We start from the raw sequence: 14299 nt of genomic DNA on the forward strand, positions 1-14299 counted from the left end.
GCCCGCGCCGGGCAACATCGGATGCCATGAGGACGGCCGCTGAACCTGTCGAGGTCCGGCGGCCGTCCGCCGTCCGGGCGCTCACCACGCTGCTCGCCGTGACCGCGGCGGCCACCGTCGTGGTCGAGCTGCTCAACTACTGGTACGCCCCGGAGCAGGAGTTCGGTCTGGCCGTACGCACCGGCTGGGCGATGCTCCGGTCGCTCGGCTTCCTGCTGCTGATCGGCCACGTGAACAAGGGCCGGGTGGGCGCCCGGCCGTTGGGGCTGATCCTGGCGGTGACCACGATCTTCGCGGTCGGGCGGCTGATCGTGCCCCGGCAGGGGGTGCCCGCGCTGCCCGGCCTGGTCGGGTTCGCCGTGCTCACCGCGCTCTGCGTCGCTGTGGTGGTGCTGCTGTACCGCTCCGAGGCGATCCGCGCCCACCTGGTCCGGCACCGCAAGGGTCTGGTCGTCGAGGGCGGGACGATCGCCTGGCGGGAGGTGGCGCCGAAGCGCCCGCAGGCGAACGGCTGGCTGCTGACCGCCCGGGTCGCGGCGTTCACCTACAGTCCGCTGATGCTCGTGCCGGCGCTGGTGGCGACGGGTGCCGTGCTGGACGGGCGGCTGGCCGCCGTACCGGCATTGATCTTCTGGTTCGGCGCGGGCATCGCGGTCAGCTACGCCGTGCTGTTCTGTACCGCGTTCCTGCTCCGCGACCGCCCGTGGGCGCGCAAGGCCCTGGTCGTGGTCACGCTCGGCGTCCTGGTGATCGACCTGCCGCTGTGCTGGTGGCTGCTCGGCACCGACGGCCTGATCCGCGACGGCGCCCCCCTGGTCACGGCCGCCGCCCTCACCTTCTACTCCCTCCACCGCGCCACCCGCACCCCCACCACACCCCGTTGACCATGAAGGTGGCGGCGATTTCGATCTCCGTTGATGCCGTCAACCTCATGATCGTCGCCCGGGGCGGGGTGCGGCGGGGCAGGATGAGGACATGTGGGACGTCGTGGTGGTGGGGGCGGGGCCCGCTGGGGCCGCCGCGGCGATCGGCGCGCGTCGTGCCGGGGCGGCGCGGGTGCTGCTGCTCGACAGGTCCGACTTCCCCCGCGACAAGGCTTGCGGGGACGGCATCGCCGCGCACGCGCTGGACGTCCTCGCCGAGCTGGGCGTGACCGGCGCCGTCGACGGCTACGCGCCGCTGCCCGCGCTGCGCCTGGTCGGACCCGGTGGTGGCACCGTCGCCCGGACGCTGCCCCGGCCCGCATACACGGTGCCCCGCGAGGTGTTCGACGCACGCCTGGTCGCGGCGGCGGTGGCGGCGGGCGCGGAGCTGCGGCGGCACTCGGTACGCCGGGTGGAGATCGCCGCCGGCCGGGTGCTGCTCGACGGTGAACTGTCCGCGCGGGCGGTGGTCGGCGCGGACGGCGCCGGATCGGTGGTACGGCGCGCGCTCGGCCACCCGGTCAACCCGGACCGGCACCTGGCGCTCGCCATCCGCGGCTACGCTCCCGCGCCGGCCGGGCCGCCCGAACAGCTCATCGTCACGTCGGCGGCGCGCTGGCCCGCGTACGCCTGGGCCTTTCCGATCGGCGACGGTCGCGCGAACGTCGGGTACGGGGAGGTGTTGCGCGGCGAACCGCTCAGCCGGGCGCACCTGCTGGACCGGATGGCCGCGCTGCTCCCCGACGTCGACCCGGCCACGGTGACCGGGCTGCGGGCGCACCACCTGCCGCTGTCCACCCACCGGCCCGCGCCAGGCCGCGGACGGGTGGTGCTGGCCGGGGACGCGCTGTCGCTGATCAACCCGTTCACCGGCGAGGGCATCTTCTACGCGCTGCGCTCCGGGGCACTCGCCGGCGCGGCGGCGGCCGGCTCCCCGGCCGAGGCCGCCCGGGCGTACGCCGCCGCGCTGCGCGCCCGGCTCGGCACCCACCTGCGGCACAGCTCGATCGCGGCGTGGCTGGCCCGGCGGCGCCGGGTGGTCGACGCGGTGGTCGGCGCGGCCCGGCGGGACGAACGCGTCTACCGCACCGTCGTGGAGCTGGGACTCGGCGACGGCCGGCTGGATGCACGCACCCTGATGGCGATCGGGGCGGACCTGCCGCGACCGCGCCGGACCGGCGCACAGTCAGGTGATACGCCACCGAGACACTGATCTCTCCCGCGGGTCGCTACCCTGCAAGGTGATGACTCTGCGGAAACTCCTCTACTCCGTGTACGAGCGCCGGCTGACGGCGAAGCTCGCGGGCAAGCCCGTACCCGCACACGTCGGCGTGATGTGCGACGGCAACCGCAGATGGGCCCGGGAGATGGGCTTCGTCGACCCGAACGACGGCCACCGGATGGGCGCCGAGCGGATCAAGGAGCTGCTCCGATGGTGCGACGCGGCAGGCGTCGGGCACGTCACACTCTGGCTGCTCTCCACCGACAACCTGTCCCGCCCGGCCGCCGAGCTGGACCCGCTGCTCCAGATCATCGAGGACCTCACCACCGAGCTGGCCGAGGAGGGCAACCCCTGGCGGCTGCGGATGGTCGGCGCGCTCGACGTACTGCCGGCGCAGCACGCCGCCGCGCTCAAGGCCGCCGAGGAACGCACCCGCGACCGCGACGGCGGGGCTCAGGTCAACATCGCGGTCGGGTACGGCGGGCGGCGCGAGATCGCCGACGCGGTCCGCTCGCTGCTGGTGGAGCACGCGGCGAACGGCGGCACGATCGAGGAGCTGGCCACCTCGATCAACGTCGACCACATCTCCGAGCACCTCTACACGAAGGGGCTGCCGGACCCGGATCTGATCATCCGGACCAGTGGCGAGCAGCGGCTCTCCGGGTTCATGCTCTGGCAGAGCGCGCACTCGGAGTTCTACTTCTGCGAGCTGAACTGGCCCGACTTCCGCAAGGTCGACTTCCTGCGGGCCCTGCGCTCCTACGCCACCCGCCAGCGCCGCTTCGGCACCTGACCCACCGCCGCCTCCCGCCCGCCCTCGCCCTCCGCCCGCCGTCCCGCCTCGGCGATCTTGCACTTGTTGCCCCGGCAAAGGGGGCATATGCCACGCCCTCGGGGCCGAAAGTGCAAGATCGCGGGGGAGAGGCCGCGGCCCGCGCGGGCCGGGGGGTCAGCGGAGGTGGGGGAGGGCGGCGGTGAGGAAGTCGGCCAGGGCGGCGGGGGAGTCCAGGGTCAGGTCGGCGGCGTCGGCCACCTCTCGACCGGTCTCCGGGTTGGCGACGGCGACGCAGACACCGAGGAAGTCGGGATCGGCGGCGGCGCGGGCGCGCAGCGCGGCGAACGCCTTGATGTCGGAGACGTCGTCACCGAAGTACCAGGCGCCACCGGCGTCCCAGACCGTCTCGCCGATCACCATGCCCTTGTCCCGGTCGACAGGGGGCTTCAGTTCCAGCACCATCCGGCCCGGCTGGGCGCGCAGTCCCAGCCGCTCGGCCTGGGCCCGGCCCCACTCCTGCACCAGGTCGCCGAGCTGCGGCGCGGTACGCCAGTGCAGCGCGACGGAGAGCCGCTTGAACTCGACGAGCGCGCCGGGCGGCAGTTCGGCCCGGGCCTGCTCGGCCAGCTCCGACATGGTCGGCACCCACGGCAGGGCGGCCGGCTCGGTGACCGTCTCGCCGCCGGAGTGGCTGTGCTCCAGGCCGTAGAGCCCGTACAGGTCGATGCCGGCGAGGCCGCCGAGGTGGTCGCGGAGGAAGTCCACCGGGCGGGCGGACACGATGGCGATCCGGCGGACGTGCGGGGCGAGCGCCTCCAGTGCGGTGAGCACGTTGGGCGCGGGCCGCACGGCCGTGGGATCGTCGTCGACGGGCGCCAGGGTGCCGTCGAAGTCGAAGAAGAGGACGACGTCACCCGCGCGGGCGGCGGTCGCACGCCAGGCGTGCTCCGCGTTCAACGGGGTCTTCGGCTGCTGGTTGCCCAGATTCAACGGCGGCACGCGCGTCAGCGTACCCCGCGCCGGGCGGCGTATTCGTGGCCGAGATGTGACGTCGGAACGACGTGGTGATCAGCGTTCGGCGGCTCCTCGTCCCCGGCGACCGAACGGCACCACTGCCGCCTCCTGCCCGTGGCTGAGCAGGTAGCCCTCCACGAAGCCGGTGTTGCGGTCGCCGGTGTGCGCCTCGATCTCGTTGAGCCGCGCCACCAGGAACTCGGTGAGCGCGCTGACCCGGTCGTTTAGTCGATCGTGCAGCTCGGCGACGACGGCGAGGATCACCGCGGTGCCGGCTGTGGTGAGCGCGAAGAGGTTGACGACCAGGGGAAGCTGCCCGCCGTCCAGTACGCCGACCACCACGTTGCCGGTCACGCACGATGTCAGCGACACCACCGCGACCACGACTGCCAACCATTTCAGGGTCATGGACAGACCCCTCCTTCTGTCCCGCAGGGCTGGGTTCGGCTGTGTCCCGTCCCCCCGCCGATGACGAGCCCCTAGCAGTACAAACGTGGACGCTAGCGGGTCCGATCCGTCCCCGCGGCGAAACGATCGGGTCCGACCTTCCGTTCTTTCGCCATCTGAGGAACTACCCGGCCTGTTTACCCCTATTTCGGACACCGCCCGGCAGAGTCGGGCGATATGCGAGGTAACGAATGGTTTCTCGAATGTGGAACTTCTCCGCGTCGGACACGTTCGGGTCGACCAGCCGGCGCAGCAGCGCCTCCACGTCCGGGTCCATCGGGGGCGGGGCCGGCGCGGTACGCGGTCCGGTGGTCCGGTCCCAGCCGAGCGCGGTGAACGCGGCGGCCGGATCGAGTCCCAGCCCCTCGCAGAAGGCGACGACGCGTTCCGCCTCCGGGTCGCTGGCCCAGTCCCCGCGTACCCATCGGTTGATGGTCTGGCGGGAGACGCCGGTGCGCCGGGAGACCTCGGTGCCGCTCCAGGCCCGCAGCGCGCGGGCGTCGTCGAGCGCGCGCCGGACGAAGGTGGCGAACGCGATCTTCCGTGCGTTGGTCGTCTCGGTCACCCCGTGACGGTACGGCCAGTCGGTCCCGGGAGGGCGGCTCGGCACGCTGCTGTCACGCCGACGTGACGCTGATCGCGGATTCCCGGTAAACGATCCAGTGCTGCTCCTGAGGGGTGTCACCCGGGCAGAATAGATGGACGCCAGTACGGCGGCAAAGGCCTGAAAAGCTGATACTGTCACGCTCATGAGACAACTTACGGTGTGTCACGTGCTTGAGACGACGAGTGCTCACATGCGTCACTCCGCGGGTGCCGAGGGGGTCTCGTGACCGAGCTCGCGACCCGTGCCCAGGCCTTCGGGCTGATCGCGGACGGAGTGTCCGCCGGGCTGAGCGCCCCCTGGCGTCTCTATCTCGCCCGCGGGTGCCGGTACCTCTCGCTCAGCGTCGGCGACCGGGGGGAGTGGGACGCCTGGCGGACCCACCTCGGCTGCCCCGAGCTGAGCGTTCGGGTCTACGACTCCGGCGGCGAGATCCGCCGGGCGTCGGTGGCCGAGGTGATCCTCGACGGATGCCGGATCAGCGTCGAGCTGGTCGAGGAGGTCAGCACAGACGACCTGGAACGGCTGCTGGTGGTCGACCCGCTCCCCGGGGCGGACGAGCGATGACCCCCTTTCTCGCCGTGGTGCTCGTCCTCGTGCTCGGCTCCACCTGCTACGCGGCCGGCCGCCTGCACGGCCAGCTCAGCTACCGCATCGGCTACCGGTTCGGTTACCGCCAGGGCTACTTCGACGGCGACCGGGGCGCCTGGAACCGCCGCCGGCGCGACGCCCAGGCGGCCATCGCCTCCGCGTTGTCCGGCCCCAGCCCGACGGTGGTGACCTCGGCCGGGCGCTCGGCGGTGCCGTTCGCCGGCACCTCCGTACCCGCGGCGGTCGCCGCCCGGCCCGGCTCGGCTCCGGCCGTCCGCGTCACCGCCACCGGCCGGCTCGGCGCCGTCGGGCGGGTGGGCACCACGTACACCGGATCGTCCTTCGGCGCGGCCGGCGCCGGACCGCGGGCCGGCACGCTGGTGCGCCGGCAGGGCTGAGGCCCGCGCCGCGTCGCGGCGCCGCAGTGGACGACCGGCCGGGGTGCGCGCAGGGGGCATGCATCCCGGCCGGTTCCGGTCCGCCGGTCACTCGAACGGGTGTACGTCCGGCGAAGACCGCACGATGATCCACGCGCGCCTCTAGCCGAGCGGCCCCGGTGCGATTAGCGTCTAGGCATGGCACGGGGTTTTCCCGGGCCAGCCGGACAGCCCGGACCTGCGTCCTCGCGCACGGGGCCCGCATCCGACCCCGTGTCCTCCAGGCACCGGAAGAGGCGGAACTCGGGTGGCCGGGTGCCCATCCGCGGAGCAGGCCTGTGATCACTCGCCGTACCCCCGCCGGAGCCGAGCAGACCCCGGCCTCGACCGCCCCGACCCGCCGGACCACCCGTAGCCGCCGCGCCGCCGCCGCCGAGGCCGAGGAGCCCCGACCAGCCGGCCCGGCCTTCGTCCTGGACACCTCGGTCCTGCTGTCCGATCCGGCGGCGTTCCACCGCTTCGCCGAGCACGAGGTGGTGCTGCCGCTGGTGGTGATCTCCGAGCTGGAGGGCAAGCGACACCACCCCGAGCTGGGCTGGTTCGCCCGCCAGTCGCTGCGCATGCTGGACGAGCTGCGGGTGCGGCACGGCCGGCTGGACCGCCCGGTGCCCGCCAACGACCAGGGCGGCACGCTGCGGGTGGAGCTGAACCACACCGACGACGGGGTGCTGCCGCCCGGCTTCCGCAACGAGTCGAACGACGCGCGCATCCTGTCGGTGGCGCTCAACCTGGCCGCCGAGGGGCGTGAGGTCACGCTCGTCAGCAAGGACATGCCGCTGCGGGTGAAGGCGGCCTCGGTGGGCCTGCGCGCCGACGAGTACCGGCACGGCCAGGCCAGCGACCCGACCTGGACCGGGATGGCCGAGCTGGACCTGGCCGAGGAGGAGATCGGCCGGCTGTACGCGGGCGAGGCGCTCGACGTCGACGCCGCGGCGGGCCTGCCGTGCCACACCGGCCTGGTGCTGCACTCGGGGCGGGGCTCGGCGCTGGGGCGGGTGCTGCCGGACAAGACGATCCGTCTGGTCCGGGGCGACCGGGAGGCGTTCGGCGTGCACGGGCGCTCGGCGGAGCAGCGGATCGCGCTCGACCTGCTGCTGGACGAGTCCATCGGCATCGTGTCGCTCGGCGGTCGGGCCGGCACCGGCAAGTCCGCGCTGGCGCTCTGCGCCGGCCTGGAGGCGGTGATGGAGCGTCGCCGGCACAAGAAGGTGATCGTGTTCCGTCCCCTGTACGCGGTCGGCGGCCAGGAACTCGGCTACCTGCCCGGGTCGGAGTCGGAGAAGATGTCGCCGTGGGCGCAGGCCGTCTTCGACACGCTCGGCTCGGTGGTGCACGAGAACGTGCTGGAGGAGGTCACCTCGCGCGGGCTGCTGGAGGTGCTGCCGCTGACCCACATCCGCGGCCGGAGCCTGCACGACGCGTTCGTCATCGTGGACGAGGCGCAGTCGCTGGAGCGGGGCGTCCTGCTCACCGTGCTGTCCCGGATCGGTCAGGGGTCGCGGGTGGTGCTCACCCACGACGTGGCCCAGCGGGACAATCTGCGGGTCGGCCGGCACGACGGGGTGACGGCGGTGATCGAGGCGCTGAAGGGGCATCCCCTCTTCGCGCACGTCACGCTCAGCCGATCGGAGCGTTCTCCGATCGCCGCTATGGTCACCGATCTGCTGGAGGACATCCCCGGCTGACTGCGGCTTTTGCCCTACTTTGTCCGCATTTTAAGGGTGACGCAGATCACTTTTGAGCCCGGCCATTTCCCACCGGCCTCACTGTGCGCAATGGTGTCCATCGAGCGTCACCTACCACTCGGGAGCCGGACACGGCCCGGAGTCACACCGGTACCGGTGCGCTCACGGCACCGGCGTGACCCGACCCGGCCATGCGCGTGCCGTGTCCCTGCCCCCGACGAAGGGAAACTTCGTGAGTCGGCTCTGGAGCCGGTTCGGCGCCCGTACGGCCGCTGTCGCGCTGCTCTCCGTGGGCGTCGCCGGCGGCTTCTATCTGGGTGAGGATCGACAGACCCAGCAGCAGGGCCTGACCGCGCAGGTCGGCCTGGAGGTCGACCAGGCGGAGTACGCGTATCAGCGCGACCGGCTGTCCGACCACCGCGTGGACTCGTCCCGGCAGCGTGCCGCCGAGTACCAGGCGAAGCTGCGTGCCGCCGCGGCGGCGAAGGAGGCCGCCGAGCGGGCCAGGAAGGCCGAGGCGGCCGCCGCCACCCGCAAGAAGGAGCGGGCCGCGGCGGAGGAGGAGACGAAGATCAAGCCGTACGACGGCCCGATCCCGTCCTCGTGCGCGGAGTACAGCGGCAACCGGAAGATCGGTTGCGCCGTCATGCTCGACAAGGGCTTCGGCATCGACCAGTTCCCCTGTCTGGACAAGCTCTGGACCAAGGAGAGCGGCTGGAACCCGAAGGCTTCCAACAGCTCGTCCGGGGCGTACGGCATCCCGCAGGCCGTGCCGGGCAGCAAGATGGCCTCGGTGGCCGACGACTGGAAGACCAACCCGGCGACCCAGATCACGTGGGGGCTCGGCTACATCAAGGGCCGGTACGACACCCCCTGCGGCGCCTGGCAGAAGTCGCAGAGTTCGGGCTGGTACTGACATCACGACGACGGCGGGACACGCGGGGAGACCCGGTGTCCCGCCGTCGTCCTATCGGCCCCCGACTGGCGGCCTGCCACTTTTGCTGATAGCTCTTGGTAGGTGACCTGGCACGGCGGCCCCAGCGGCGACCCCTACCGGTTCGGCACCGACGCGTTCTACGCGGCGCTCGGCCGGGCCTTCGTCGCCATGTGCGCGGTCGTGCCGGTGCTGTTCCTCATCGAGGCGCTCGACGTCGGCCTGCGACTCGGCCTGGACTACACCGCAGGCATCATCCCGCAGCGGCTCCAGGGCCTGGACGGCGTCTTCTTCTCACCGTTCCTGCACGCCGGCTGGAACCACCTCTACAGCAACAGCATCCCGCTGATCCTGCTCGGCACGTTCGTGCTCGCCGCCGGCACCCGCCGGTTCCTCTGGTCCACCGCCGTCATCATCCTGGTCAGCGGCCTGGGCGTCTGGTTCACCGGCTCACCCGACTCGGTGGTGGTCGGCGCCAGCGGCGTCATCTTCGGCTACCTCGGCATCCTGCTCACCCGGGGCGTGGTGGAGCGGAGCTGGTGGAACTTCGCCGTCGGCCTGCTGGTCGGGTTGCTCTACGGCTGGCAACTGCTCGGCATCCTGCCCACCGACGAGCGCATCTCCTGGCAGGGCCACCTGTTCGGGCTGCTCGGCGGCGTGGTCGCGGCGATCCTGTTCCGCCGCCGCAACGACACCGGCGAATCCGACCGCCTCGGCTCACCCAGGATGACGCTGCCCTGACGGCGCGTTGATCGAAGCGCGGGACGTGCTTGCCCGGGGCCACCCGCCCGCCTACCGTTTCGGCATCAGCACGGGGTGATCCGAAGCGGAAAGTGACGGTACGCCATGCGCGAGGTCGATGTCGCCGTGATCGGGGCCGGTCCCGCCGGGCTCTTCGCCGCCTACTACGCCGGTTTCCGCGGACTCTCCGTGTCGGTGATCGACGCGCTGCCCGAGCCGGGCGGCCAGGTCACCGCGATGTACCCGGAGAAGCTGATCCTCGACGTCGCCGGCTTCCCCGCGATCAAGGGCCGTGAGCTGGTCGCGAACCTGGTCGCCCAGGCCGCGCCGTTCCACCCCGACTACCGGCTCGGCGTCCGCGCGGAGAAGCTGTCCTACCTCGACGGCCGGCCGGTGCTCGGCCTGGCCGGCGGCGAGCAGCTCACCTGCGGCGCGGTGCTGGTCACCGGCGGGCTCGGCAGCTTCACGCCCCGGCCGCTGCCGGTCGCCGAGAGCTTCACCGGCGGCGGGATCGTCTACTTCGTGCCGCAGCCCACCGAGTTGACCGACCGGCACGTGCTCATCGTCGGCGGCGGCGACTCGGCGTTCGACTGGGCCGCCACGCTCGCCCCGCTGGCCCGGTCGGTGACGCTGGTGCACCGGCGGGACCGCTTCCGGGCGCACGCCGCCACCATCGAGCGTGTCCGGGCGCTGCCGGTGCGGATCGTGGTGAACGCCGAGGTGAGCCGGCTGTACGGCGAGGAGACGGTCACCGGCGCCGAGCTGACCGTACGCGGCGGCGAGGTGGAGACGCTGCCGGTGGACACCGTGGTGGCCGCGCTCGGCTTCACCGCCGACCTCGGGCCGCTCGCCGAGTGGGGGCTGAGCCTCGACCGCCGGCACATCGTGGTGGACAGCGCGATGGCCACCAACCTGCCCCGGGTGTTCGCGGCCGGGGACATCACCGAGTACCCGGGCAAGGTCCGCCTGATCGCCACCGGCTTCGGTGAGGCCGCCACCGCCGTGAACAACGCAGCCGTCGTCATCGACCCGACCGCGCACCTGTTCCCCGGTCACTCCTCCGACGGCACCTGACGCCGATCAGCGTCAGGGCAGGCCGACCAGGTCCGCCATCAGGCCGATCTGGTGGTCGAAGTACTCGTCGCGGTGCGGCAGCGCCCGGTTGATCCGGCCGAACAGCTCGAAGCTGATCAGCCCGAACAGCTGGGTCCAGCCGGCCATGCCGCGCGCCAGCAGCGCGGGCGGTACGTCCATGCCGAGCAGTCCGACCAGTTCGGCCACGTCGCCGCGCAGCGGCTCGGGCAGTTCCTCGTCGGGCGGTGCGAGCCGGCCGGAGGCGAGCCCGTCGCGCAGGATGCCGACCAGGGTGACCGGTGGGCGCTGGGCGGGCGCGACGGTGTCGTCCGGGGCCGCGTACCCGGGCACCGGGCTGCCGTAGAGCAGCGCGTACTCGGCGGGGTGGGCCAGCGCCCACGCGCGGGCGGCCCGGCAGGCGGCGAGCCAGCGTCCGCGCAGGTCGGCCTGGTCGGCGTCGGCGTCGGCCGCCTCCACCGCGTCGCCGAGCGCGTCGTACGCCTCGAGGATCAGCGCGGTGAGCAGGTCGTCGCGGCTGGGGAAGTAGCGGTAGATGGCCGAGGAGACCATGCCGAGGTCGCGGGCCACAGCGCGCAGGGAGAGGTTCGCGCCGTCGGTGTCCAGGTGGCGGCGGGCCACCGTCTTGATCTCTTCGATCATCCCGGCGCGGACCCGGGCGCGGAGCGAGGGAGCGACCATGCCGTCACTCTGCCACGGATGAGAGCGGCAATCAAAAGAGAGAGCACTGCTCTTGACGGGGACTGCTCACATGAGTCATGCTCTGTTTCGAGAGCGGTGCTCTCGCTTCGGACAACTGCCTTAGCAAAGGTGGAACCTGCCATGGCACTGCACGTGATCGTCGGCGCCGGCCCCGTCGGTACCGCCACCGCCCGCCTCCTCGCCGAGCGCGGCGAGCGCGTCCGCGTGGTGACTCGGCGCGGCACCGGCCCCGAGCACCAGGCGATCGAGCGGGTGGCCGCCGACGCCGCCGACGCGGACCGGCTCGCCGCGCTCACCGAGGGCGCCGACGCGCTCTACAACTGCGCCAACCCGGAGTACCACACGTGGCAGACGGACTGGCCGCCGCTCGCCGCCGCCCTGCTCACCGCCGCCGAGCGCAGCGGCGCCGTGCTCGCCACAGTCGGTAACCTCTATGGGTACGGCCCGGTCGACGCACCGATGACCGAGGCCACCCCGCTCGCCGCCACGGGCGTCAAGGGCCGGGTCCGCAACCGGATGTGGGCCGACGCCCTGGCCGCCCACCGCGCCGGCCGGGCCCGGATCACCGAGGTACGCGGCTCCGACTACATCGGCCTCGGCGGCAACTCGCTGCCCATGATGGTGCTACCCAAGGTGCTCGCCGGGCAGCGGGTGTTCCTGCCGGTCGCCTGGGACGCGCCGCACACCTGGACGTACGTGGGCGACGTCGCCCGTACCCTCGTCGCCGCCGCCACCGACCCGCGGGCCTGGGGACGGGCCTGGCACGTGCCCAGCGCGCCCCCGATGTCCATGCGGGCGCTCGCCGACCGGGCGGCGGAGCGGGCCGGTGCGCCGGCGCCCCGGCTGACCCGGATGCCCTATCCGGTGCTCTGGCTCGGCGGCCTGGCCGACCCGTTCGCCCGGGAGCTGCGGGAGACCGCCCACCAGTTCGCCGGGCCGTTCGTGATGGACTCCACCGCCGCCAGTGAGACGTTCGGGATCGACGGGACGCCGCTGGACCGGGTGGTCGACGAGATGGTCACCGGCCTGCGCGCCGCCGCGCCCGCCGCCGCCCGTTAGGGGCGGCGGGCCGGGCCGAAGGCGGCCACGAGCACGGCGACCATGGTCAGCGCCGCGCCGAGCAGCGTGGCCAGCCCGGGGTGCGAGGCGGCGGTCGGCAGTACCAGGTCCAGCAGCACCGCGCCGACGATCTGCCCGGCGATCGTGGCCAGACCGAGCAGCAGCACCCCGGTGAACCGGACGAGGGCGGCGGCAAGCGCGATGAACACGATGCCGAGCGGGCCGCCGAGATAGAGCCACGGCTCGCTCGGGAACGCGCCGGCCGGCCGGCCGCGTACCGCCAGGTCCACCGCGAGAGTGACGAGCAGCGCCGCCGTGCCGACGGTGAAGTTCACGAGCGTGGCCGTCATGGCGCTGCCCGCCGCCGCCCGGACCCGCCCGTTGACCGCCTGCTGCCAGGCGATGCCCACCCCGGCCGCCAGCGGTAGCAGGGCCAGCACCAGCGCCTTCGGGTCGCCGAGCCGGTCGCCCACCGCCAGCAGGACGGCGAGCACGGTGAGCACCGCACCGATCAGCCGGTTCGGGGTGACCGGCTGCCGGCCGCTCGGGCCGATGCCGGCCCGGTCGACGAGCAGGCTGCTGCCGGACTGCCCGGCCACCACCGCGACGGTGAAGACCGCCACCCCGAGCGCGCCGATGGTCAGCCCCTGCGTCGCCACCAGGAACGCGCCGCACACCCCGCCCAGGCACTGCCACGGTCGCAGCGTGCCGGCGCGCAACGCGCCGCGCAGGGCGGCCAGTCCCCGCCGGCCACCGGGGGTGGCGGGGACCAGCACCAGCAGGATCAGCAGACCCACACCGAACGAGACCACCGCGGCGGCGATCCCGTCGGCCAGGCGTACGCCCAGCTCACCGTTGATCCGGGACTGTACGGCGACTATCACGCCCGAGGCGGTGGCCAACCCGACACCGGCGACACGTCGCCCGGTCGACAGCGTCGGCGGTGCCGGTGGTGCCGCCGTCCCGGCCCGGCTCACTCCTGCTCGGCCAGCGGGCGGCCGTCGAAGTCGACAGCCGAGTAGAGGGCGAGCTTCTCCAGGCGGTGGTACGAGTCGATCACCCGGATCGTGCCGCTCTTGGAACGCATCACGATCGACTGGGTGTACGCCCCACCGGAGCGGTACCGCACGCCGCGCAGCAGGTCACCGGAGGTGACACCGGTGGCCACGAAGAAGCAGTTGTCGCCGGTGACCAGGTCGTCGGTGAACAGCACCCGGTCCAGGTCGTGCCCGGCGTCCAGCGCCTTGCGGCGCTCGTCTTCGTCCTTCGGCCAGAGCTTGGCCTGCATCATGCCGCCCATGCACTTGAGCGCGCACGCGGCGGTGATGCCCTCCGGGGTGCCGCCGATGCCCATCAGCACGTCCACGTCCGACTCGCCGCGGGCCGCCGCGATGGCGCCCGCGATGTCGCCGTCGGAGATGAACCGGATCCCCGCGCCGGTACGCCGGATCTGCTTGACCAGGTCGTCGTGGCGCGACCGGTCCAGCACGCACACGGTCACCTCGGCGGCGTCGGTGCCCTTGACCTTGGCGATCCGGTTGATGTTCTCGGCCACCCCGGCGTTGATGTCCACCACGTCGGCGTACATCGGGCCGACCGCCAGCTTCTCCATGTAGAAGACCGCGCTCGGGTCGAACATCGCGCCGCGCTCGGCCACCGCGAGCACCGCCAGCGCGTTCGGCATGCCCTTGCTCATCAGCGTGGTGCCGTCGATCGGGTCGACCGCCACGTCCACCTCGGGGCCGGTCCCGTCGCCGACCTCCTCGCCGTTGAACAGCATCGGGGCGTTGTCCTTCTCGCCCTCGCCGATCACCACGACGCCGCGCATCGGGATCGAGTTGATCAGCTTTCGCATGGCGTCGACAGCTGCGCCGTCGCCGCCCTCCTTGTCGCCTCGGCCGACCCAGCGGCCGGCGGCCATCGCCGCGGCCTCGGTGACCCGGACCAGATCGAGGGCGAGGTTGCGGTCGAGATCCTGGGGCGTCCGCGTCCTGGTGGTTGTCATGGCGGCCTCCTCGCGACGTTGCGGGGTGGGACCGGCGGCCACCGCCGCCGGTTTTGTCGCTGATCCTC

Annotated in this window: 16 protein-coding genes; 10 read left to right on the top strand and 6 right to left on the bottom strand. The window is 72.8% G+C overall.

The genetic code is table 11. From position 1 onward, the window contains the following. Positions 1-26 precede the first annotated feature (26 nt). From NMK34_RS04920 to NMK34_RS04930, 3 genes are all read left to right on the top strand, one after another. Positions 27-884 carry a hypothetical protein gene (locus NMK34_RS04920; RefSeq protein WP_318332385.1) on the top strand — a complete coding sequence of 286 codons (858 nt, stop codon included), beginning with the start codon at positions 27-29 and terminating at the stop codon, positions 882-884. A gap of 91 nt (positions 885-975) precedes the next feature. Beyond that, on the top strand, positions 976-2136 hold the full coding sequence (locus tag NMK34_RS04925) for a geranylgeranyl reductase family protein (protein WP_318332386.1): 1161 nt from the start codon (positions 976-978) through the stop codon (positions 2134-2136). 31 nt (positions 2137-2167) lie between these two features. Beyond that, complete coding sequence (locus NMK34_RS04930; RefSeq protein WP_013284060.1) at positions 2168-2938, top strand: isoprenyl transferase; 771 nt, start codon at positions 2168-2170, stop codon at positions 2936-2938. Between the two features lie 156 nt (positions 2939-3094). On the opposite strand, the gene otsB is transcribed toward NMK34_RS04930, so the two are convergent. From otsB to NMK34_RS04945, 3 genes are all read right to left on the bottom strand, one after another. Further along, complete coding sequence (gene otsB / locus NMK34_RS04935) at positions 3095-3919, bottom strand: trehalose-phosphatase (protein ID WP_318332387.1); 825 nt, start codon at positions 3917-3919, stop codon at positions 3095-3097. Positions 3920-3988: 69 nt separating this feature from the next. After that, entirely contained in the window at positions 3989-4342 is a 354-nt protein-coding gene (locus NMK34_RS04940) for a hypothetical protein (RefSeq protein WP_013284062.1), read from the bottom strand. A gap of 163 nt (positions 4343-4505) precedes the next feature. Further along, entirely contained in the window at positions 4506-4946 is a 441-nt protein-coding gene (locus tag NMK34_RS04945) for a helix-turn-helix domain-containing protein (protein WP_318332388.1), read from the bottom strand. A gap of 264 nt (positions 4947-5210) precedes the next feature. Between NMK34_RS04945 and NMK34_RS04950 the strand changes: the two genes are divergently transcribed. The 6 genes from NMK34_RS04950 to NMK34_RS04975 all read left to right on the top strand — a co-directional run bounded on the left by NMK34_RS04950 (position 5211) and on the right by NMK34_RS04975 (position 10447). Then, positions 5211-5552 carry a hypothetical protein gene (locus tag NMK34_RS04950; RefSeq protein ID WP_013284064.1) on the top strand — a complete coding sequence of 114 codons (342 nt, stop codon included), beginning with the start codon at positions 5211-5213 and terminating at the stop codon, positions 5550-5552. Beyond that, positions 5549-5974 (top strand): hypothetical protein, encoded by a 426-nt coding sequence (locus NMK34_RS04955; RefSeq protein WP_135243334.1) that lies wholly within the window; start codon positions 5549-5551, stop codon positions 5972-5974. Before NMK34_RS04950 ends, NMK34_RS04955 begins: the two co-directional genes overlap by 4 nt. Before the next feature lie 317 nt (positions 5975-6291). Continuing rightward, positions 6292-7698: a PhoH family protein gene (locus tag NMK34_RS04960; protein ID WP_318332389.1), complete on the top strand. Its 1407-nt coding sequence runs from the start codon at positions 6292-6294 to the stop codon at positions 7696-7698. Positions 7699-7930: 232 nt separating this feature from the next. After that, positions 7931-8614 (top strand): transglycosylase SLT domain-containing protein, encoded by a 684-nt coding sequence (locus NMK34_RS04965; RefSeq protein ID WP_318332390.1) that lies wholly within the window; start codon positions 7931-7933, stop codon positions 8612-8614. 102 nt (positions 8615-8716) lie between these two features. Beyond that, positions 8717-9373 (top strand): rhomboid family intramembrane serine protease, encoded by a 657-nt coding sequence (locus NMK34_RS04970; RefSeq protein WP_318332391.1) that lies wholly within the window; start codon positions 8717-8719, stop codon positions 9371-9373. 105 nt (positions 9374-9478) lie between these two features. Continuing rightward, positions 9479-10447, top strand: a complete 969-nt coding sequence (locus tag NMK34_RS04975; protein WP_318332392.1) for an NAD(P)/FAD-dependent oxidoreductase — start codon at positions 9479-9481, stop codon at positions 10445-10447. 12 nt (positions 10448-10459) lie between these two features. On the opposite strand, the gene NMK34_RS04980 is transcribed toward NMK34_RS04975, so the two are convergent. After that, positions 10460-11146 (bottom strand): TetR/AcrR family transcriptional regulator, encoded by a 687-nt coding sequence (locus NMK34_RS04980; protein ID WP_318332393.1) that lies wholly within the window; start codon positions 11144-11146, stop codon positions 10460-10462. A 141-nt stretch (positions 11147-11287) separates the two neighbouring features. Here NMK34_RS04980 and NMK34_RS04985 point away from each other — a divergent pair, with 141 nt between their 5' ends. Beyond that, positions 11288-12226, top strand: a complete 939-nt coding sequence (locus NMK34_RS04985) for an NAD-dependent epimerase/dehydratase family protein (RefSeq protein ID WP_318332394.1) — start codon at positions 11288-11290, stop codon at positions 12224-12226. Here NMK34_RS04985 and NMK34_RS04990 read toward each other — a convergent pair. Further along, entirely contained in the window at positions 12223-13203 is a 981-nt protein-coding gene (locus NMK34_RS04990) for a DMT family transporter (RefSeq protein WP_412098852.1), read from the bottom strand. The genes NMK34_RS04985 and NMK34_RS04990 overlap by 4 nt on opposite strands. Then, complete coding sequence (gene glpX / locus NMK34_RS04995; RefSeq protein ID WP_318332395.1) at positions 13200-14231, bottom strand: class II fructose-bisphosphatase; 1032 nt, start codon at positions 14229-14231, stop codon at positions 13200-13202. Before glpX ends, NMK34_RS04990 begins: the two co-directional genes overlap by 4 nt. Positions 14232-14299: the final 68 nt, after the last annotated feature.

This window comes from Micromonospora sp. BRA006-A (assembly GCF_033433935.1).
Taxonomy (GTDB): domain Bacteria; phylum Actinomycetota; class Actinomycetes; order Mycobacteriales; family Micromonosporaceae; genus Micromonospora; species Micromonospora aurantiaca.

Bases quoted from the DNA above. Each gene is read 5' to 3' on its own strand.
- NMK34_RS04925 (WP_318332386.1), top strand. From the start codon at position 976: ATGTGGGACGTCGTGGTGGTGGGGGCGGGGCCCGCTGGGGCCGCCGCG.
- NMK34_RS04930 (WP_013284060.1), top strand. From the start codon at position 2,168: ATGACTCTGCGGAAACTCCTCTACTCCGTGTACGAGCGCCGGCTGACG.
- NMK34_RS04955 (WP_135243334.1), top strand. From the start codon at position 5,549: ATGACCCCCTTTCTCGCCGTGGTGCTCGTCCTCGTGCTCGGCTCCACC.
- glpX (WP_318332395.1), bottom strand. From the start codon at position 14,231: ATGACAACCACCAGGACGCGGACGCCCCAGGATCTCGACCGCAACCTC.
- NMK34_RS04985 (WP_318332394.1), top strand. From the start codon at position 11,288: ATGGCACTGCACGTGATCGTCGGCGCCGGCCCCGTCGGTACCGCCACC.
- NMK34_RS04940 (WP_013284062.1), bottom strand. From the start codon at position 4,342: ATGACCCTGAAATGGTTGGCAGTCGTGGTCGCGGTGGTGTCGCTGACA.
- NMK34_RS04980 (WP_318332393.1), bottom strand. From the start codon at position 11,146: ATGGTCGCTCCCTCGCTCCGCGCCCGGGTCCGCGCCGGGATGATCGAA.
- NMK34_RS04920 (WP_318332385.1), top strand. From the start codon at position 27: ATGAGGACGGCCGCTGAACCTGTCGAGGTCCGGCGGCCGTCCGCCGTC.
- NMK34_RS04975 (WP_318332392.1), top strand. From the start codon at position 9,479: ATGCGCGAGGTCGATGTCGCCGTGATCGGGGCCGGTCCCGCCGGGCTC.